Annotated in this window: 18 protein-coding genes and 1 pseudogene; 14 read left to right on the forward strand and 5 right to left on the reverse strand. The window is 33.9% G+C overall.

Annotation, left to right across the window (positions count from 1 at the left end; genetic code table 11):
• Positions 1-20: 20 nt before the first annotated feature.
• Positions 21-566 (reverse strand): hypothetical protein, encoded by a 546-nt coding sequence (locus KPL75_RS23455; protein WP_219917981.1) that lies wholly within the window; start codon positions 564-566, stop codon positions 21-23.
• 438 nt (positions 567-1,004) lie between these two features.
• Between KPL75_RS23455 and topB the strand changes: the two genes are divergently transcribed.
• The gene (topB, locus tag KPL75_RS23460; RefSeq protein ID WP_219917982.1) at positions 1,005-3,149 is read left to right on the forward strand and encodes a DNA topoisomerase III; all 2,145 of its coding nucleotides are present in this window, start codon (positions 1,005-1,007) and stop codon (positions 3,147-3,149) included.
• A 468-nt stretch (positions 3,150-3,617) separates the two neighbouring features.
• On the opposite strand, the gene KPL75_RS23465 is transcribed toward topB, so the two are convergent.
• Complete coding sequence (locus tag KPL75_RS23465) at positions 3,618-4,286, reverse strand: YczE/YyaS/YitT family protein (protein WP_002200884.1); 669 nt, start codon at positions 4,284-4,286, stop codon at positions 3,618-3,620.
• Between the two features lie 138 nt (positions 4,287-4,424).
• On the opposite strand from KPL75_RS23465, the gene KPL75_RS23470 reads away from it, so the two are divergent.
• Together KPL75_RS23470 and KPL75_RS23475 are read left to right on the forward strand one after the other, a co-directional pair.
• Positions 4,425-5,300, forward strand: a complete 876-nt coding sequence (locus KPL75_RS23470; RefSeq protein WP_002148786.1) for a LysR family transcriptional regulator — start codon at positions 4,425-4,427, stop codon at positions 5,298-5,300.
• 707 nt (positions 5,301-6,007) lie between these two features.
• A complete protein-coding gene (locus tag KPL75_RS23475; RefSeq protein ID WP_219917983.1) occupies positions 6,008-7,255 on the forward strand; it encodes a DUF4153 domain-containing protein in 1,248 nt (415 codons plus the stop codon).
• Between the two features lie 130 nt (positions 7,256-7,385).
• Here KPL75_RS23475 and KPL75_RS23480 read toward each other — a convergent pair whose 3' ends face one another.
• Positions 7,386-8,351 carry an arsenic resistance protein gene (locus KPL75_RS23480; protein WP_219917984.1) on the reverse strand — a complete coding sequence of 322 codons (966 nt, stop codon included), beginning with the start codon at positions 8,349-8,351 and terminating at the stop codon, positions 7,386-7,388.
• Between the two features lie 293 nt (positions 8,352-8,644).
• Here KPL75_RS23480 and KPL75_RS23485 point away from each other — a divergent pair, with 293 nt between their 5' ends.
• The 7 genes and pseudogenes from KPL75_RS23485 to KPL75_RS23515 all read left to right on the forward strand — a co-directional run bounded on the left by KPL75_RS23485 (position 8,645) and on the right by KPL75_RS23515 (position 15,679).
• Positions 8,645-9,337 carry an FMN-dependent NADH-azoreductase gene (locus tag KPL75_RS23485; protein ID WP_002148771.1) on the forward strand — a complete coding sequence of 231 codons (693 nt, stop codon included), beginning with the start codon at positions 8,645-8,647 and terminating at the stop codon, positions 9,335-9,337.
• Between the two features lie 240 nt (positions 9,338-9,577).
• Positions 9,578-10,936, forward strand: a complete 1,359-nt coding sequence (brnQ, locus tag KPL75_RS23490; RefSeq protein ID WP_002148770.1) for a branched-chain amino acid transport system II carrier protein — start codon at positions 9,578-9,580, stop codon at positions 10,934-10,936.
• Between the two features lie 84 nt (positions 10,937-11,020).
• Complete coding sequence (locus tag KPL75_RS23495) at positions 11,021-11,440, forward strand: VOC family protein (protein WP_002012283.1); 420 nt, start codon at positions 11,021-11,023, stop codon at positions 11,438-11,440.
• A gap of 307 nt (positions 11,441-11,747) precedes the next feature.
• On the forward strand, positions 11,748-12,761 hold the full coding sequence (locus KPL75_RS23500) for a CgeB family protein (RefSeq protein ID WP_002148768.1): 1,014 nt from the start codon (positions 11,748-11,750) through the stop codon (positions 12,759-12,761).
• A 60-nt stretch (positions 12,762-12,821) separates the two neighbouring features.
• Positions 12,822-12,929 (forward strand): annotated as a pseudogene (locus KPL75_RS23505) (glyoxalase); the annotation flags it as partial.
• Positions 12,930-13,373: 444 nt separating this feature from the next.
• Positions 13,374-15,023, forward strand: coding sequence for a copper resistance CopC/CopD family protein (locus KPL75_RS23510; RefSeq protein ID WP_219917985.1), 1,650 nt, complete (start codon positions 13,374-13,376; stop codon positions 15,021-15,023).
• A gap of 35 nt (positions 15,024-15,058) precedes the next feature.
• Positions 15,059-15,679: a YcnI family copper-binding membrane protein gene (locus KPL75_RS23515; protein WP_219917986.1), complete on the forward strand. Its 621-nt coding sequence runs from the start codon at positions 15,059-15,061 to the stop codon at positions 15,677-15,679.
• A 118-nt stretch (positions 15,680-15,797) separates the two neighbouring features.
• Here KPL75_RS23515 and KPL75_RS23520 read toward each other — a convergent pair whose 3' ends face one another.
• Both KPL75_RS23520 and KPL75_RS23525 read right to left on the reverse strand, forming a co-directional pair.
• Entirely contained in the window at positions 15,798-16,574 is a 777-nt protein-coding gene (locus KPL75_RS23520; RefSeq protein ID WP_219917987.1) for an alpha/beta fold hydrolase, read from the reverse strand.
• Between the two features lie 185 nt (positions 16,575-16,759).
• Positions 16,760-17,665: a DMT family transporter gene (locus KPL75_RS23525; RefSeq protein ID WP_219917988.1), complete on the reverse strand. Its 906-nt coding sequence runs from the start codon at positions 17,663-17,665 to the stop codon at positions 16,760-16,762.
• Positions 17,666-17,762: 97 nt separating this feature from the next.
• Between KPL75_RS23525 and KPL75_RS23530 the strand changes: the two genes are divergently transcribed.
• The 4 genes from KPL75_RS23530 to KPL75_RS23545 all read left to right on the forward strand — a co-directional run bounded on the left by KPL75_RS23530 (position 17,763) and on the right by KPL75_RS23545 (position 20,614).
• Complete coding sequence (locus KPL75_RS23530; protein WP_219917989.1) at positions 17,763-18,632, forward strand: LysR family transcriptional regulator; 870 nt, start codon at positions 17,763-17,765, stop codon at positions 18,630-18,632.
• Between the two features lie 120 nt (positions 18,633-18,752).
• On the forward strand, positions 18,753-19,184 hold the full coding sequence (locus tag KPL75_RS23535; protein ID WP_219917990.1) for an Rrf2 family transcriptional regulator: 432 nt from the start codon (positions 18,753-18,755) through the stop codon (positions 19,182-19,184).
• Positions 19,185-19,287: 103 nt separating this feature from the next.
• The gene (locus tag KPL75_RS23540) at positions 19,288-19,938 is read left to right on the forward strand and encodes a DsbA family oxidoreductase (RefSeq protein WP_078173167.1); all 651 of its coding nucleotides are present in this window, start codon (positions 19,288-19,290) and stop codon (positions 19,936-19,938) included.
• A gap of 73 nt (positions 19,939-20,011) precedes the next feature.
• On the forward strand, positions 20,012-20,614 hold the full coding sequence (locus KPL75_RS23545; protein WP_002064868.1) for a nitroreductase family protein: 603 nt from the start codon (positions 20,012-20,014) through the stop codon (positions 20,612-20,614).
• The last annotated feature ends 84 nt before the right edge of the window (positions 20,615-20,698 follow it).

Genomic DNA, 20,698 nt, shown 5'->3' on the forward strand with positions numbered 1-20,698 from the left:
ATGCATTTTTGTCGTTAGAGTTAATGCATGTGTTGATCATGCCCCGATGAAGGTGAAGGAGCATAATCTGGGAATGTTATAAATACAGAAACAATGATTACTACGCCAATTGAGAGCAATAATAGAAACCCACGATGGATATAAGTAGAGAAGGTTTCAGATAAAAGCTGAATCATACATGACATAGTTATCGTTATAGTAAGTAAGAGGCTAATGAACAGTATACTATAAGCTTGTTGAGCGTTTAACATTTCTGTAATCATAGCTCCCATCATACTTGCCATTAATCCAGAGAACATTCCTTCTAAGGCAGTATACAGGTGAAAACGTAGACCGACTAAAAAACCGATAAAACCACTAATCAAAATAGCAAGCAAAGTAGAATATAGTAATTCTCCTTTAAATAGAATACCTAAATAAAAACCAATGCTTAAACCGATACTCATACTAAAAGACATAATAAATACCATATACTCCATTAGGGTACCCTTACGTTTAGAAATATATGATGTAATAATAATCGAGATACAACAAAGTGTTAAGGCAGTTAATGTATAAGCAAGCATCATGATACCTCCCTGTCCTATCGTTCATTTCATCATATGTTCAAATGGAGAATACTTATGCTTATTTATATCTGCAAATTATCTGCACAATTTAAAAAAGGTAAGTTCAATATAATTTTCAAATAATGATGGTTATCTTTGCAGACGATATTTCATAACGAATTGTTATATTTAAAATTTTATAGAATATATGAAAGCAAATAGTAGTGAATGGAAAGGACGCTCGATTTTTGGACGTCTTTTTTGTTTGTGAGTATGCGAAAGAGGTTGTTATATAATGAGTTTCTATTGTGAAGCTCTTAAGAATAAGCGTATAATATTATAGGTCTCACATTTGTGAGGCAAACCGCGAATGATAAATAAGATTGTTGTTTTATCATCGCTTCTAAACATATATATAATGAAAGTAACACTGGAATACAGATAGGGAGTTATACAATGAAATTAATTATTGCCGAGAAACCAGATCAAGGTTTGGCTCTTGTTTCACAGTTTAAATATCGCCGGAAAGATGGATATTTAGAAGTAGAAGCAAATGAGTTATTTCCAAATGGAGCGTACTGTACATGGGCAATTGGTCATTTGACGCAGTTATGTAATCCAGAACATTATCATGCAGAGTGGAAAAAATGGTCACTTAATACGTTACCGATGATTCCAGAACGTTTTCAATTTGAAGTAACAAAGTCAAAGTATAAGCAATTTAATGTAGTGAAACAGCTGTTACATAATCCTCAGGTAACAGAAATTATTCACGCAGGCGATGCTGGGCGCGAAGGGGAATTAATCGTACGAAACATTATTAATCTTTGTAACGTGCAAAAGCCAATGAAGCGCCTATGGATTTCGTCTTTAACGAAGCAAGCTATTTATCAAGGATTTAAAAACTTACTTGATGAATCAGATACGATTAATACGTATTATGAAGCATATACAAGATCTTGCGCCGACTGGGTGGTTGGGATGAATGCATCGCGTGTCTTTAGCATTTTGCTAAAGAAAAAGGGAATGAATGATGTATTTTCCGCCGGTCGTGTGCAAACACCAACTTTAGCACTCATTGTAAAGCGTGAGAAGGAAATTGAAAACTTTAAATCAGAGCCGTTTTGGGAAGTGTTCGCAACCTTTAATATTGAAGGGAAGAAATATGAGGGGAAATGGGAGAAAGATAATGAGTCCCGTTTAAATGATCCTGATTTGGCAAATAAAATTGCAGCGTTTTGTCAAAATAAACCGGCTGTAGTAAAAGAAATGAAAACGGAGCGTAAAGAGTTTCAGCCACCATTTTTATTTAATTTATCTGCACTGCAAGCAACGGCGAATAAAGCCTTTAAATTTTCACCGAAAAAGACGCTTGATATAACGCAAGCACTATATCAAAAAGGGATAGTCTCTTATCCACGTTCGGATTCTAACTATGTTACACAAGGAGAAGCAGCGACGTTCCCTGATATTTTACAGAAATTAAGTCAGTTTGATGAATATAAAGGTTTATTACCAGCACCAATTGAATCGATTATGAACAATAAGCGTTATGTGAATGAAAAGAAAGTTACAGATCACTACGCAATTATACCGACAGAACAAGTTACAAATCCAAGCAAACTATCAGGTGATGAAAAGAAAATTTACGATATGATCGTAAGAAGACTTATTGCGGCGCATTATGAAGTAGCAATCTTTGACTACACAACGATTACAACTCTTGTAGACGAACGTGCTGCGTTCATTTCGAAAGGAAAACAGCAAATTCAAGAAGGTTGGCGTAAAGTTATTTTCCAAGATGATAAAGATGACGAAACGATTCTTCCGATTGTAGCTGAAGGTGAACAAGGAAAAGTTGTAAAGGTGAAAGTGAAAGAAGGAAAAACACAGCCACCGAAGCGTTATACAGAAGGACAACTTATTACGTTAATGAAAACAGCCGGTAAGTATTTAGAGAATGAAGAGCTGGAGAAAGTATTAAAGAAAACAGAAGGTTTAGGTACGGAAGCGACTCGTGCCGGTATCATTACGATGCTGAAAGACCGTAAATATATAGATGTGCAGAAAAACCAAGTGTATGCGACTGATAAGGGAAAAGTATTAATTACAGCAATCGGCGACAAAATACTAGCTTCACCGGAAATGACTGCAAAATGGGAACAACGTCTTGCGGAAATTGGTGAAGGTACCGCTTCACCAGCTACATTTATGGAACAGACGAAAAAGTTATCAGCTAAAATTATTGAAGACGCGGTAGAAATGTCGGAGAAATGGGATTTCACTGGATTACATGTTGAATCGATTGAGCGAAAAGGATCGAAATTTACAACTGGTAAAAAGGTTGGAAGTTGTAAAAAATGTGATGGTGATGTAATTGATAAATCTACGTTTTACGGCTGTTCAAACTACAATACAACACAATGTGATTTTACCATCTCGAAGAAAATATTAAGTAAAACAATTTCGCAAAAGAATATAACAAAGCTCTTAAAAGGTGAGAAGACCGATTTAATTAAAGGCTTTAAAAAGGGTGAGAAGACCTTTGATGCGAAGCTAGAGTGGAAAGATAATAAGATTAATTTTGTGTTTGAGAATTAAGTGGTGTCAACAAATAAAAAAGTGCTTTACTAAATAAAAAAGCTCTTTCACGAGTAAAAGTTTCTGTAACAGGTTAGGTTTGAAAAAATTATTGATAGAAAAGAAAAAGCATGACAATTTTAAGTCATGCTTTTTTATTTTATAATTACAGAGTTTTGTATACTAGCACTAAAATTTATTTGAAATAATTGTTTGAAAAGATGGTATGGAATAGTGTTAAGTAGCAATAAAGTCTTTTAAAATATAAAAAAGTTGTTTAAAGATCCTTCTTTAACTAAACGGCAGGTTAGTTTTAATACAATGTTTGTTTTATCATTTAACCAAAGTGATAGAAGGTCAAAGAAAAGGCAGTAATAAAGAAATGCCATTCCTAATGTGGACTGGCACCTGGTAAGATGCAAAATTCATTATTTGATTTCGGCTGAGGAATTTGATTCATCTATTTTTCCTGTACTTTATTATGATTCCTTAGGCAGCCTTCTCTGTTTTAAATACCCATTGTTGGAGAGTTGGTTGATAATACGGTATCATCCACCCTAAAATTTTGCCGATAAAATAGGCGGCAATTAGTGTGCCGATTCCGATTGAGCCTAATGATTGAATGAAAACTATACAGATTGCACCAGCCACACAAATGTTTATTAAATCGCTCAAGATTTTTGCTTTACCGAATTTTAAATTGAATTTTTCACTAATTGCATAAGTTAACGCATCATACGGCATTAATGGCAGTTTCGCTGTTGTATAGCCCATTAAACCGACCGCTATAACAAATAAACTAACAATCAAATATACACTTCGAGCAAGGAGAGTTTCAGGTGCAGGGAAAAGTTGTACAAGGAAGAGTGTTGCATCCATGAAAAAACCAAATAAAAACGAAATAATGAATTGACTCACAAATTCATTTAACTCCATTCGTTTACTTAATATCACTTGAATAATAATGTATAAAACATTTGCAAGGGCCATTGTCACACCAACCGATAAACCAATCGTTAGCGTACTTGCATATGCTAATGATGACACAGGCGATACGCCAAATCCTGCTTGAATCGACATGCTAATGCCAATCGACATAAAAAATAACCCGAGCACGTATAAGATGATGCGCTTCAAGGTTCTGTTCCAATGATTCATAGTATCTCTCACTTTCTAGTTAATATTATCAATATAAAGACTATAGCTATAGAATTAAATATAACGCTAAATTCGACATATGAAAAATATATATATGATAAACTAATCATATCAAAAAACATATGACGGAGAGATACAATGGATTTCAGGCAATTATATTACTTTAAAGAAATTGTGAAACAAGGAAGCATTTCTAAAGCAGCAGAAGTGCTCCATATCGCGCAGCCCCCACTTAGCCAATTATTAAAAAAGCTTGAAACTGATCTTGGCACAACTTTAATTCATCGATATCGTCAAAAATGGGAGCTTACAGCAACAGGTGAAATACTATACCAATATGCCAATCAAATGTTAATACAAATTCAAGATGTAAAGCAGCAAATTCAAGAAATTGAACAAGGTATAGGAGGAACAGTAAGTATCGGTGTATCATCTGCATGTTCGAATATGCTCATTGACTATGTTAGTACGTTTAGAACACAATACCCTAATGTTAAAATAAATATAGTAACTGGAAATTCAGAAGAATTATTAAAAAGACTAGAACAAAGAGAAATTGATGTTGCCTTACTTTTACGATTGGGCAATAGTGAACAATATGAGATGAAAATATTAAAAAAACAACCAACCGCTGTGATTATTCCATCAAGTTGGGCAACATCGTTTTCATCACAGCATGTGACGATTGAACAGATTGCCCAGTTCCCATTCATTATGCTAGGAGCAATGGAAGGACTCTCCTTCAATGAAGACCTTTTCAAAGTGTTTGATGAACATCAAGTCAAGCCAAATATCATTATCGAGTGTAAAGATATAAGGATGGTTGTAGCACTTGTTAGTAGAGGACTAGGATTATCCGTTATTCCAAGAATGGATTACACATCATCATTTTTAGAACATACAACGCTTTTTGAATTGAAACAATTTGATTTTCATTTAGAGCCTGTAATAGTAAAATTAAAAGACCAAAGAATTTCCAAAGTAGCATCTCAATTTTGGGAAATGGTTGATTAGGAGATATGAACAAAGCAAAAATAGCCTTCAATCAAGTAATATAGACATCTTACGAAAAATTGAGCCGGGATAAAAAAGTTCTTTACTTGAGGAAGTTTCAAAACTGACTGTAGCTATATAAATAAAAGATAAAAAAGTTCTTTACTAATTTGAAAAACGCAGTAATTATACTACTTATTAGTAAAGAACTTTTTATACAAGGACATAAGTGGTTTCAACATATAAAAAAGCTCTTTCCCGAGTGAAATGTTCTGTATTAGGTTTGAAAATATAGATAGAAAAAAGCATGACAATTTTAAGTCATGCTTTTTTATTTTATAATTACAGAGTTTTGTATACTGGCACTAAAATTTATTTGAAATAATTGTTTGAAAGGATGCTATTAAATTGGACGTTTATATCATTTTGATCATTTCTTTTATATAAAGGAAAAATAAGAAATTAGAAAATGGAAACAAGCAATGAAGAGAACAACTGAAAGTAGCTTACACAGATGTTTATAAAAAGTTATAGAGCATTTCTTTGAATGAGGAATGCTTTTTGTTTTTGCTTGGAACGAAAATATACAACAAAAATATTATCTAAAATAATAAAAATTTATTGTAAAACAATAAATTTTATATTAAAATCATAATCATAATAAATAAGAGAGGTGCTTTTTATAGAAAAGTAATAACGTTGTTTTTAAAATTAGAGGAGGTATAACTATGGACATTAACAATTTGATTGTTGAAAATATTGATAACCCTCATGAGTTGGAGAGAATGTATAGAAAAGACCCGAAAGCCTTTAAAAAGTCATTCTCACAAGCATGGGACCAAAACCCTGATTCTCAGGTTCTAGGTGCTTGGTATGAAAGGTTGCATTTTAAGGAGACGGCAAATACAGAAAAAAAATCTTTGTTTCAAAAAGGTTTCTTATTTATGGGCATTCTAGCTATTCTAGCCGGGTTAAGCACCAGAATCATTTTCCACTTTGTCGAACAGGAAGCAATTGCTCCGATTAACCTGGCTTTTGGTATAATTCCCTTTATTGCTGCCTATTTTGTTTACAATAATACTCCGAAAAAAAGTGTTATTTATTCCCTTGCAGCGTTGTTCCTAATTTCTGGGCTTTATCTTAATATGCTGCCATTAAATTATAAAGACAGTATTATCCTTGCTTATTTACACCTTCCTATATTCTTATGGGTAGTGGTAGGGCTTGCGTTTACAGGAAATGAATATTCAAAAGGCAGTACAAGATTAGCTTATATTAAATTTAATTTGGAATATTGTATTCTCTATGCCAGCATGGCAGTTAGCGGAATGATACTAGCAGTATTCACCATGCGGTTATTTAGCCTTGTTGACTTGGATATAGGAGACTTCTATTTTAGTAATGTTGTTTTATTTGGTGCTGCCGCTCTCGCTATTGTGGCTGCATACTTGGTGTCAATGAATCTTAAACTTGCTAAAAATATTACACCCTATATAGCTAAAATTTTTAGTCCTCTCGTTCTGATCACATTGTTGATCTATCTTATAACGGTTATATGGATCGGAAAAAATCCATTTTTGGACCGCAATTTCCTGATAGTCTTTAACGGAATACTTTTTGTCGTATTGGCCGTTACCATATTTTCTATTGTTGAGAGCGACTCGGACGAGAAAAAGAACATTTCAGATTATATAAATTTTGCCTTAATTGTTCTTGCGCTTATCGTTGACAGTGTGGCTTTGTCAGCCATCGTGTTCAGACTTTCTTCTTATGGAATTACGCCTAATAGACTTGCTGTTTTAGGAGTAAACATACTTATTTGGGCAAATCTAATTTGGATTATGCTCTCCTATATACGTTTTCTACAAAACAAATCCGGACCTTCAGCTATCCAAGATGCTGTTACGAAGTATTTGCCAATCTACGGACTTTGGGCAGCGTTCGTTATATTTACCTTTCCTATAATTTTTAATTAGAAAGGATCTGTTAATATAACGAAAAGTCAATCTTCTATAACGTATAAAATCTTTAGAGCCGATAATTCAATTTTGCATTTATAGAATTTCTCGACAATAAAAAAACGTCCCAAAGTGGGACGTTTTTTTATTATGCGTATTGCTGCTTTTTCTTAATAAGCAACAACACTTGTGAAACACAAGCAAGTACTGGCAACTCAATCAACGGTCCGATAACGAGTGCAAGTGCGATAAGAGGCTCGTCTGGAAAAGCAGTCACAGCAATAGCGAGCGCAACAGGCGAGTTTCTTGCTAATGTTGTTAAGCTTAAACTTACTGTATCTTTATAAGATAAATGCAGGATGCGCCCGATAAATTGTCCTAGTAAAAAATTAATGATGAAGAACAATAGAACAGGAATGAGTAATAATAAAACAACATTCATATTTTGGAGTAAATATTTACCTTGTGATGCAAACATCGCTACAATTGCCAAACTTAAAAATACAATTTGAGCAGAGCTGAAAAACGGAATAATTTTATTCTCGAGTGTTTCAGCTTTTTTCATTTTATTCATAATGAATTTTGTAGCATGTGCAAGTAAAAATGGTAAGACAATTACGATAACGATACTTTCTACTAAAACAGAAAACGCTACAGTCTTCATTACACCGGCAAATAAAAATAAATATACGGGTAGCAATAATACTTGTAAAATTAAATTTACAGGCAAAATTGCTGTGGAAAGTGCTACGTTTCCTTTCGCTATTTCAGTAAATATTAAGTACCAATCTGTACATGGAGTAACCATTAACATAATAAAGCCAACCCAAAGTGCTGGGTGATCTGAAAGAAATAACGCGCCTAATCCCCAAGCGAGAAAAGGTGTCCATATAAAGTTAATACCTAGGCTTGTTCCGGCGAATTTTAAATTGCGAAATCCGTTTTTAATTTCTTTCAATGGGATGCTTAGGAATAATCCATATAGCATGAAAAATAAGAAGGGGACAATAAATTTGTCTGAATACATATGTATGATATTAAATTGTCCGAGTACAATGCCGCATGTAACAGCAAAAAGAATAATAAAAGTTTGAATCTTTTCTATAGTGCTCATGAATAAATCCTTTCTAAATATAAATTTCCCTCTTTAAGTTTATTATACAAGTAATAAAGTTGTATTGGCTGTTTAATTGTATTTTAGTTATTATTTTTAATTCGAGATTTTATATTTAATTAAAAGTTACTTGACTAAAGTAAGTGGCTATATTACAATCACTTACATAAGGTAATTAAATAACAAAAAGTTTTAGGTTCCTTAAATGAAGGTATCTATTGGAACTTTTTCTTAGAATAAGAATTTTTATGATGATGAATAATGAATATGAAAAGAAAGATTAGGTGAAGGAAATGGGATTATTTAGCTCATTATTTGGTAAAAAAGAAGAAATTACGAAAGTAGAGGAGAATAAAACAATGTCAAAAGTATTATTTGTAAGAGCAAACGATCGTCCAGCGGAGCAAGCAATTAGTTCAAAAATGTATGAAACATTTGTAAGCACTTATAAAGAAGCGAACCCCAATACAGAAATTACAGAGTTAGATTTATTTGCATTAGATCTTCCTTATTACGGAAATATCGCAATTTCAGGTGGTTATAAACGTAGTCAAGGAATGGAGTTAACAGCTGAAGAAGAAAAGGCTGTAGCAACAGTAGATCAATATTTAAATCAGTTTTTAGAAGCTGATAAAGTTGTATTTGCGTTCCCATTATGGAACTTCACAGTACCCGCACCATTAATCACATATATTTCATACCTTTCTCAAGCTGGAAAAACGTTTAAATATACAGCGAATGGTCCAGAAGGTTTAGCTGGTGATAAGAAAGTAGTTGTACTAGGTGCTCGTGGTTCAGATTACTCTTCAGAGCAAATGGCTCCTATGGAAATGGCAGTTAATTATGTGACAACTGTACTTGGATTCTGGGGAATTACAAATCCAGAAACAGTGGTAATTGAAGGACACAATCAATATCCAGATCGCTCACAACAAATTGTTGAAGAAGGTTTAGAAAACGTTAAAAAAGTAGCTGCGAAATTTTAATTAATGATAGTAAATGGAAAAACCAACATGGATGACCATGTTGGTTTTTTAGTCTATATTCTATGTTAAAAAATGTATATTTATAAAGTAAAAGAAAAGTTTGAAAATAGTATTGCAAAATATTATATATCAAACTATAATGGGTTCAAGAATAGTTGATACTTAAATTAAATATTCAGAAAATTCAATTAGTTAAAATTGGAAAATGAGATAAGGAAATTTGAATGGGGGGGTTATATTATGGCGAATAAAGTACCGTTTTCGTTCATAGTAGTTATTGGATTAATGTTGTTTGCACTATTTTTTGGAGCAGGGAATTTAATATTCCCAGCGATGCTTGGTCAATCGGCAGGTGAAAATGTTTGGATTGCTAACGCTGGATTTTTAGTAACAGGAGTGGGGTTGCCACTACTTGGTGTATTGGCATTTGGGATTTCAGGTAAAGACGATTTACAGTCATTAGCAAGTCGCGCTCACCCAGTATTCGGGATTGTATTTACAACAGTTTTATACTTAGCGATCGGTCCGTTATTTGCAATACCAAGAACAGGGAATGTATCTTATGAAATTGGTCTTAAGCCTTTTATGCCAGAAGGACTAGGTTCTACACCTTTAATTCTTTTTACAATTATATTCTTTAGCATCACTTGTTTTTTTTCGCTAAATCCTGCGAAAATTGTCGATATTGTTGGAAAAATATTAACGCCAATTAAATTGACATTCATCGGTATTTTAGTAGTCGTTGCTTTTATTAATCCGATTGGAGAAATGCAAGCACCAGTTGAAGGGTATACATCACATGCATTTTTCAAAGGATTCCAAGAAGGATACTTAACAATGGATACGCTCGCATCATTCGTATTCGGAATCATCATCATTAATGCAATTAAAGAAAAAGGTGCGAAAACGAAAACGCAAATTATGGTCGTTTGTGCAAAAGCGACAATCATTGCAGCATCTATTTTAGCAATTATTTATACAGCACTTTCTTATATGGGAGCTTCAAGTGTTGCGAAGCTTGGACATTTAGAGAACGGCGGAGAAGTATTAGCGAAAGTTTCTAACTACTATTTCGGATCATATGGCGGAGTATTATTAGGGTTAATGATTACAGTTGCTTGTTTAACAACTAGTGTGGGACTTGTATCAGCATGTTCTTCATTCTTCCATAAGTTATTCCCAAATATTCCTTACAAAGCAATTGCAATCACGCTATGTGTATTTAGTGCAATTGTTGCAAACGTAGGATTAACACAATTAATCGCAGTTTCTGTTCCAGTATTAACAGCAATTTATCCGCTAGCAATTGTATTGATTTTCTTAACATTCTTCCATTCACTATTTAAAGGAAGAGCTGAAGTTTATCAAGTGAGTTTAATCGTAACATTTATCATCAGCTTATTCGATGGATTAAGTGCAGCTGGAGTTAACATTGAAGTAGTAAGCAAAGTGTTCACTAAATTTCTTCCGATGCAGGAAGTAGGATTAGGCTGGATCTTCCCAGCGATTATCGGTGGATTTATCGGCTATGGTATTAGCGTTGTAAAAACGAAAAATGGAGTGCAACCAGCAGCTGATGCAAATAAGAAAATAAGTTAAACAAAAAAAGTTATAGAATTTGATTCTATAACTTTTTTTGTTACTATTGATAATGAGGAAAAATAAAGTAGTAGGGGAAATAAGATGAAAAAAACAATTGATCATATCGGCATCGCAGTTCGTGATATAGATAGTACGATACGTTTTTATGAAACGGTTTTGTCAGGAACTTTAATCGACCGTTACGTAAGTGAAGCACCAGGTGTTGAAAGTGAAGTAGCCATTCTTGAAGTTGATGGTGATAGAATCGAATTACTTGCGCCAACGAATAATACAACTTCTCCAATAGCACGATTTATAAAGCAAAAAGGGAAAGGTGTCCATCACGTTGCGTATCGTGTAGATGATTTAGATGTAGCTTTAGAAGAATTAAAGGAACAGGGTATTCGAACGTTAGAACATACGCTTCGAATGAATAAACATGGTAGAAGGTTAATTTATCTTAACCCAGCGGATACGGAAGGGACAATTATTGAATATTGTGATTATCCGGAAGTGAAATAAAGGAAGTGTATTTTTGTGAAAGGTGTTACGTACTAATGTAACGCCTTTTTATTTGTATACTTTTCAATATTTCGATGAAAGTATTTCGGAATGTTGAATATATATTATGAGAAGCTATCCACTATCCTGTAGGAGTGGGCATGATTTTTTTAGTATTTGCGAGCAAATGGAGCTGACTATAGGGTAAGAAATCCTCATTTTGCACAGTAATATATGAAAGAAAAAGAGTGCTTTATAACCAACTATATATTTTATGTAATACATATAATATAAATTGTGAATTTCATGTATTGGAGAGTGGTTATCTGTGGAGATTTCAAATAGTGCTGAAAATTTTAACGTATTATTTGTTACATCTAGTGTTCCTGTCTATTTTCCGGTGCTAGAGGAATCTATATATAATAGTTTGAAAAAGGCAATTCGTAATGTAACGATGGTAACATACGAAAATTTGGTGAAAACGGCTTTAAAGATAAAACCGGCACTCATTATTGTATTTCATGGTTTTGAAGAAGGGATAATTAAGGGAATTCAAGATTTAAAACAATATAACTTTAAAACTGCACTCTGGCTTACAGATGACCCTTACTTTACAGATGTGACGAAAAACTTAGTGCTTGATTATGATTATGTGTTTACGCAAGATACAGGATGTATTGATTTTTATAAAGATTTAGGTTGTGATAATGTATATTATTTGCCTTTAGCAGCAGAACCTCCTGCATATACGCCGATACTTAGGGAAGAGGAATACATATTTGATATTAGTTTCATAGGGACTGCTTTTGATAATCGGCTCGCATTTATTGATTCAATTGCAGAGTACTTAGTGACTAAAAATACTCTAATTATAGGTTGTAATTGGGATAGACTAAAAAGTTATGAGTTATTGAAAGATAAAATTTTACTTTTACCATTTTTGGTTTACGAAAACAGTATAGGATATTACAAAAAAAGTAAAATCAACATGAATATACATCGCTCGATAGAGGATTTAACATTTAATAGAAATAGAGTAAAAGTAAATGCTTGTTCTATTAATAATCGTACATTCGAAATAGCTAGTACAGGTTCTTTTCAAATGACGGATATTCGTTCAGATTTAGAAAAGTGTTATATTCCAGGGGTACAAATTGAGACATTTACCTCAGCGGTTGATTTTATAGAGAAAGCTGAAAGATATTTATCGAACCCGGTACAAAGAAAGAAAATTGCGATGGAAGGGCTGAAGAGAACGCTAATCGAACATACATATGATAAAAGGGTACAACAGCTGTTAAAAATAATTGAAATGAACCCTAAAAAAGAAAATGAAATTTAAAAATAGGGAAAGAATGTGTTGAAACACAACATATTTAAAGAACAAGGTATTTGAATGGAAGAGCATACACTTCGAATGAATAAGCATGGTAGAAGATTAATTTATCTTAACCTAGCGGATACAGAGGGCACGATCATTAATTATTGTGATTATCCGGAAGAGAAGTAAAGGAAGTGTATTATGGAGAAAGGGTGTTGCGTAATAACGTAATACCTTTTTTATTTATCCCGCTATTTGTTGGCAATAAGATTCCCGCTTCAAAAGTCGGAGAATGCGAGAGAGTTAGGTGGGAGATCGAATGCCCGTAAAAGTCCCACTGATTAAAGTTTCACTTTATGTATTTCACATTTTCTTCACAAATGATTCACGATAACTTTTCTTCTTAGGGAACTTACATAAATATATTTTATGCTATAATGATAATCAACTTTAAAAATATTAGTAATATCTATGAAGGTAGCTACTATTATATTAGAAGTATAGAGGTGAGGAATAAATAGAGAGTGATACTAAATAAATTCTTATACTTAATCAGGTTAATATTTTATCAAGAAATAAAACTTGGGAAGTAAAAAGTAATGAAAGTGTAGTGACGAAAAAGAAAGAAGTGAAATGATTGTGAAAGTAATACGAAGGTTAGGGGCATGGCTATTAATTGCGTGCGTGTTTATTATATTCATACCAAAAAGCACATCCGCTCATGCGTACGTTGTGAAATCAAATCCTACTGAAAATGAAACGTTGAAGAAAGCACCATCTATTGTGAAAATTGAATTCGATGAGGACATACAAGTTTCAAGTTTTAATACATTGTTCGTAAGAGATACCTCAGGTCAAAGAGTAGATTTAAAAGATGCTCATATTGATACGAAAAACAAAAAATTATTAGAAGCTGGGTTAAAAGAGAATCTCAAAAATGGTCTTTACTCTATTCAGTGGAAAGCTATTTCAGCTGATGGACATCCAATTCAAGGAGTTATTCCATTCCGTATTGGATTAGCAGAAGCGGGAACAGATGATATAAAAGTAGAAGAGATGGGCTATGTTCCCCAAATCGATATGATTATGGAACGCGGAATTTTATATACAAGTTTTTCTCTATTTATCGGTGTTCTATTATTTAATCTTATCCTTTATAAAGGAAGTGCAAGTCAAGTTCAGTCGAGGAGTAAGAAAATAATATGGATATCATTATTTGGGATATTCATTAGTTTACTTTTCAATTTACCGTTGCAAGCGAAAATAAATGCTGATGTTTCATGGCTAGAAGCATTCGATCCTTTATTATTAAAAGAAACATTACAGCTATCTGTTTTTGGGTATGTATGGATCACTCAAATGGCTCTTATTAGTACGCTTATGATTGTTACATATTTTGCAGTGAAGAGTGAGAGGCTTTCGTCGTTTAAAGTATGGAGCATTCCAATTGTATTATTTATTGGGTTACTTGTTATGAAAGCCTTCAATAGTCATGCATATGGATTAAAGTTTAAAGAAATTGCTGTCGTTATGGACTTTCTGCATTTATTCGCAGCTTCGTTATGGATGGGGGGGCTATCATCGATTGTTCTTCTGTTACGTAAAGAGGATGACAAGTGGACTATGTATTGGGATGCGATTAAGCGTTTTTCGCCATGGGCAACAGGTGCTGTCATTGTGATTTTATTAACGGGTCTTTTTAACAGTACATTTTTTATTCCCACGATCCATTCCCTATTTGATACGAAGTATGGATTGGCCTTATTAGCAAAGATACTTTTATTCGTGTGTATGGGGATATTGGGAATTATTCATTATGTGAAAGGGAGAATGCGAGCGCAGCAAAGGTTAGGAGCTACGGTGAAAGTAGAGTTTATCATTGGAATTATCGTTTTCGTAATCGTAGCTTTTATGACAAATGTACAAACGCCGCCGATGCCTCCTACGGGACCTTTTACAGAGAGTAAACAATTAGATAATGGATATGAACTTACTTTACATGTAAGTCCTAATAAGGTAGGACAGAATACATTTCATATTACTTTGAAGGATGAGAATGGACGGCCTGTTACTGATATGGAACAAATTGTATTGACGACTCAATCTTTAGATATGAATATGGGCAAAGGTTCATTTAAAGTTTCGGCAGTGTCACCGGGAGAATATGAAGCGGAAGGTATGTATATTAACATGACAGGAAACTGGAATATACAAGTTCACGGATTAACAAAATCTCTTGATAGTTTCGATACGGATTATAAATTTATTGTAGGTGGCAGATAAAAAAGACGTTATAAATGAAAAGGAGTTTATACAAAATGAAACGTATAAAAAAATTAGGAACAACAATGATCGCAACAATAATTGCAATGGGGATTTTTTCGTTACCTGTTAGTGCTCACGTAACTGTGAAACCAGCAACTTCTGACGTTAGCTCTTGGGAGACTTATACAATAAAGGTACCTGTTGAAAAGAATATGGCAACAACAAAAGTCACACTGAAAATACCGTCTGGAGTCGAGTTTCAACAGTACGAGCCAGTGCCAGGGTGGAAAGTGGAAGAACAAAAAGATGCAGCTGGAAAAGTTAAAACTGTAATATGGGAAGCAACAGGAGAAGGGATTTTACCTGGTCAGTTCCAACGATTTACTTTCGTTGCTAAAAATCCAGATAAAGAGCAACAAATAGCTTGGAATGCATATCAACAATATAAAGATGGAGAAATTGTTGAATGGACAGGCGATGAGAAAGCTGAGAAGCCCCATTCACTTACTACGATTGCAAAAGGTACATCATTAACAGGAGAACATGGTGAAGTATCTAGTGTGGAAAAAAATGAAGGTACAAGTAATATGCAAACAATAGCAATTGCCTTATCAGTTTTAGCGATTGTATCTTCCGTAGGTACGTGTGTTTTTGTAGTACGTCGTAAAAAGTAGGGAACATTGAAAGGTCTCATTGAAAGTAATGAGACCTTTGTTAATAAAATTTTGAGATTAAGCAGCTTCGAGGGGGATTGGAGCTACAAATACAACATGGTTTATTAAGATAAGGAACTCAATTGACTGTCATTACTTCTTCTGGTAGGTTATCATGCTTAAGCCAGTTTTCAATTAAAGTATTAAATAGTTGGGGATTTGCTAAAGGGATTCCATGACCGATTTTAGGAATGATAATACCTGTGCAATTAGGATTGCTTTCAAGGATTGCAGTCATCGAGTCTTTCATGATTCTTTTTTCGTTTTCTCCAACAGTCACTAATATATTGCTACTAGCATTCTCGAAACCTTTTGGTATTGTAAACGACATATTTTCTTCTAATATCCTCACAAATGCATTTTTACTTATTTGACAACTTTCATGATAATAGTGATCAAATTGTGTTTCATCTATGCACATTGATTTTGCTTGTATTTTGGAAAACGTCTTACTCTTTATAAGTGGATAGGTTAAGCCAAGGGATCTTATTAATGTTTTAGCGAAAGGAATTAGTTTAACTAATGCGCTATTTATCATAGCGTATTGAATTAAGTTTGGTTTCATGCTGAGCATTGCAATTAATACTTGAGCACCTAACGAAAAACCGATTACTATAACAGTTTTACCTTGTCCTTTTTCTTCAACTAATTCAATGATTTTTTCAGCACTAAAGTGTATTGAAAAATGATCCTTACTACTATTTTCCCCTTGCTCGGGTAAATCAGGAACAAGGCAGTGAAAGCTAGTAAAATGTTTAATTTGTTTGTCCCACATCCATCCACTGACTCCGCCCCCATGAATAAAAACCATAAGTGGAGAGCTTGAATCTCCAAATTCTTTATACTGTAAAACCATATAATTCCCCCTTATGATTAGAATTGTTAGTCCATACATATGTATTGGAGATAATATTTTCTACTTAATTATCATCATACAATAAAAAAGAAAAATTTTCCTTTTGCTAAGATGTTAAGTGACTGTACTCATAAAATGGTAAAAAAGAAAGAGCCTACAAGTGGTAGACTCTTTCTCATATCTATTTATTTCACTTCAACTTGCTGCCTTACAGCAAGTGCTTTCGGCTTTATATTTACAAAACAAATGCTTACGATAATAAATAAAAGTCCGATGAATAAGCTAATTGTAATGGCCTCATGTAAGAAAATTGAACTTACAATAATAGCGATCAGTGGGATAAGGAACGTATAAGCCCCAACTTTACTTGCCTCACCAGCTCCTACAAGTGTAAAGTAAGCGAGCCATCCCATTGCAATAACGAAGAATGAAATAAAGAGTAGTACACTTACAAATGGTATACTCCAAGCGATGTTAGACCAGCTCTCAAATTCTGAACCAAATCCGATTAAGCAAAATCCGCCAATAATAAGCTGAAGTGTTACCATCCAAATGGCATTAACGCGGTGTCCGGTTTTCTTAATAAATACTGTGCCGAGTGCCCAGCCGATAGCGCATCCTAAAGCAAGTAGTACACCGATAATAGAAATATGTCCAGTTAAACTACTAGAGCTAATAACCCCAACACCAATAAATCCAAGAATAAGTCCGAAAATTTTCAAGCCATACATTGCCTCTTCAAGCCAAATCCATGAGAAAATGCCGAGTAAGACAGGTTGGAGAAATACGATTGCGGAGAAGAGTCCGGCGGGCATGTATTGAAGTCCGACAGTTTGTAGTCCGTAAAACAAAATAATATTGAGTAAAGCTGAAATAAAGTATAAATGCCAAGTTTCCTTTAAATTTAATTGTTTGTATTTCGGTAATGCGAAAATAAGTAAGATAAATCCTCCTATTAAAGTTCTAATCCCTGCAAAGAGTACGGGTGGTGTGTAATGCAGAGCGAATTTAGATAACGGCCAATTAATTCCCCACATAATAACGAGAAATGTAAGGATTATGGCCGTTTTTGTTCGAGAAAGCTGTGTCACGGTAAGACCTCCTTGTTGTATTTCATCTCACTATGATATGATATCGACTGTGATAAATAAAATGAATATTTTTTATGGGGAGTATAAGTAATTAGTTATGACCATTACACAACTTCAAGTTTTAATTAAAACGGTTGAATTAGGAAGTTTTACGAAGGCTGCTGGGATGTTGAATATGACGCAACCAGCTGTAAGTCATGCAATTTCAAGCATTGAGTCAGAGTTAGGAGTTACTATTCTTATACGTGATAAACGAAAAGGATTACTCGTTACGGATGTAGGAAACAGAATTCTTGTACATATTAGAGAAATTTTGAACGGTGTAGAGAAGATTGAACAAGAAGTAGCGATGGAGAAAGGGCACGAAATTGGGACGATTCGAATTGGGAGTTTTCCGAGTGCTTCTGCACATTTCTTGCCCAAAATGATAAATCTTTTTAAGGAGAAGTATCCGAACTTAGAAGTCGTTCTTTGTGAAGGAACGATTAAAGAAGTTGAAGATTGGTTAGTATCGAGGGTTGTTGATATCGGAATTATTATTTTGCCTAATAAAGATATGGAGATCGTGCCCTTAACGAAGGGGAAAATGGTTGTTGTCTTAAGAGAGGATCATCCTTTGTGTAAGAAGAAATCTATTACAATAAGTGATTTAGAGAATGAACCAATCATATTATGTAAGGGTGGATATGAACCTCCCATTATTGATATGTTTAAACAAGCGAACGTACCACTTCGGGCTGAATATGTAATTTCGACAGTTACAACAGCTTTAAATATGATTCAAGAAGGATTGGGAATCGCAATTTTGGCTGAGTTATCTTTAACGAGTTTACCAAAGAATATACAAACGAGAGAATTGGAACCACAAGTATGGAGAGAAATTGCTTTAGCTGTTCCTTCGTTAAAGGATTCTTCACTCGCTGTACAGCTATTTATTGAAGAATTCCAAGAGTTATTTGCAGAATAAAAAGAGGTGTCTCATATATCATAATGGGACACTTTTTTAATTTGCTTATAAAAAATCTATAAAAAGGATTGACTTATTTTTCGGTTGTAACTATAATGATTACATCGGGTGGTGATTACGATGAAAATTAGTAGCCGCTTTTCTATAGCTGTTCATATTTTATCTATTTTAAAAAACAATCCATCTTCAGTTTGCACTTCGGACTATATGGCCGAAAGTGTAAATACAAATCCGGTAGTCATTCGTAAAATAATGTTTTACTTGAAACAATCTGGATTTGTTTACGTAAATCGCGGACCAGGTGGCGCGGGATTATTAAAGGATTTACATGAAATCACATTGTTAGATGTGTACCATGCAGTGAATGTAGTAGAAGAAGACAAACTATTTCATTTTCACGAGCAACCGAATCCAGATTGCCCAATTGGAGCGAATATTCAAGCGGTGTTAGAAGTTATTTTAATTCAAGCACAATCCGCGATGGAAGAAGTTTTGAGAAATATTACGATGGGGCAGTTATTTGAATCTTTACAACAAAAAATGAATGCATAATATGATAATCGCAAGTCTCTAAAAGAAAATGCATATTTTTTTCTTAAAATTGTAACTGTTATGGTTACATCTGAAAATAAAAAGAAGGTAAGGTGCAAATAATATGGCTGTGAAAATGAAAGTATACTCAGATTTTATATGTCCGTTTTGCTTTTTAGCAAAAGGTCCATTAGATGAAGTAGCGAAAGAGAAAGATGTGGAAATCGAATGGATGCCATTTGAATTGCGTCCAAGTCCATATTCTAAAATAGATCCTTGGAACGAGCCAGATAAGTTGGGTTCATGGGATTCTTTCATTCTTCCTACTGCAAAAAAATTAGGGGTTGAAATGCGTCTGCCACGTGTTTCCCCGCATCCATATACACATTTAGCTTTTGAAGGATGTGAATTTGCGAAAGAACGTGGACTAGGAAATGAGTATCATCACCGCGTATTCACCGCATTTTTCCAAGAAGAACAAAATATTGAAGATATTGATGTGTTAACAAAACTAGCGGTAGAAGTAGGGCTTCCTGAAGCTGAATTTAAAGATGCTTTAGTAACTCGAAAATATAAAGAAAAACATCAAGAAGCAATTCAGCATGCATATGATGAAGCGAATATTATGGCGGTACCAACTGTCATGATTGGTGATGAAGTCATTCAAGGGCTTGCTAGTAAAGAAACGTTACAAAGAGTAATTGATAAAGAAATCGAAAAGGATAAAACAAATTCATTTGAAGGTATGCAATGTAATACGGATGGATATTGCTAATTCGTTTTGCATGAAAGAATCAAGTTGATTTGTTTAAATAAAAATAATAAAACATATATTTGGAGGAATTAAAATGTCAGCAACTACAACAAATTTAAAAGAAGCAATCGTGAACCGTCGTTCAATTCGTAAAGTAACAAAAAGCGATGCAATTACGAAAGAAAGAATTGAAGAAGTTTTAAAAACAGCTTTACACGCACCAACTTCTTTCAATATGCAAAGTGGCCGTATGGTCGTATTAATGGATGGAGAGCATGAAAAGTTTTGGGATATCGTAAAAGAAACGCTTAGATCACGCGTACCAGCAGAAAACTTTGAAGCGACTGTAGAAAGACTAAAAGGCTTCCATGCAGGTGTAGGAACAGTACTATTCTTTGAAGATCAAGCAACAGTAGAAAAAATGCAAGAAAATGCACCATTATATAAAGATCAGTTCCCATTCTGGTCTCATCAAGGAAATGCAATGTTACAACATACTGTATGGATGCTATTATCTGCTGAAGGAATTGGAGCGTCATTACAACATTACAATCCAATCGTAGATGCTGAAGTAAAAGCAACTTGGAACATACCAGCAGAGTGGAGCTTAGTAGGACAAATGCCATTTGGTGAGCCAAATGAACAACCAGGGGAAAGAACATTCTTACCTACTGAAGATGTAGTGAAATTTTATTAAGAAATTCAATATGTAACAAGAAGGGATTTGTTACATACTTATCCAATTTAAAGGACAGCCCATATTATAATATGGGCTGTCCTT

Origin of the sequence: Bacillus sp. NP247 (assembly GCF_018966865.1) — a bacterium.
Lineage (GTDB): Bacteria > Bacillota > Bacilli > Bacillales > Bacillaceae_G > Bacillus_A.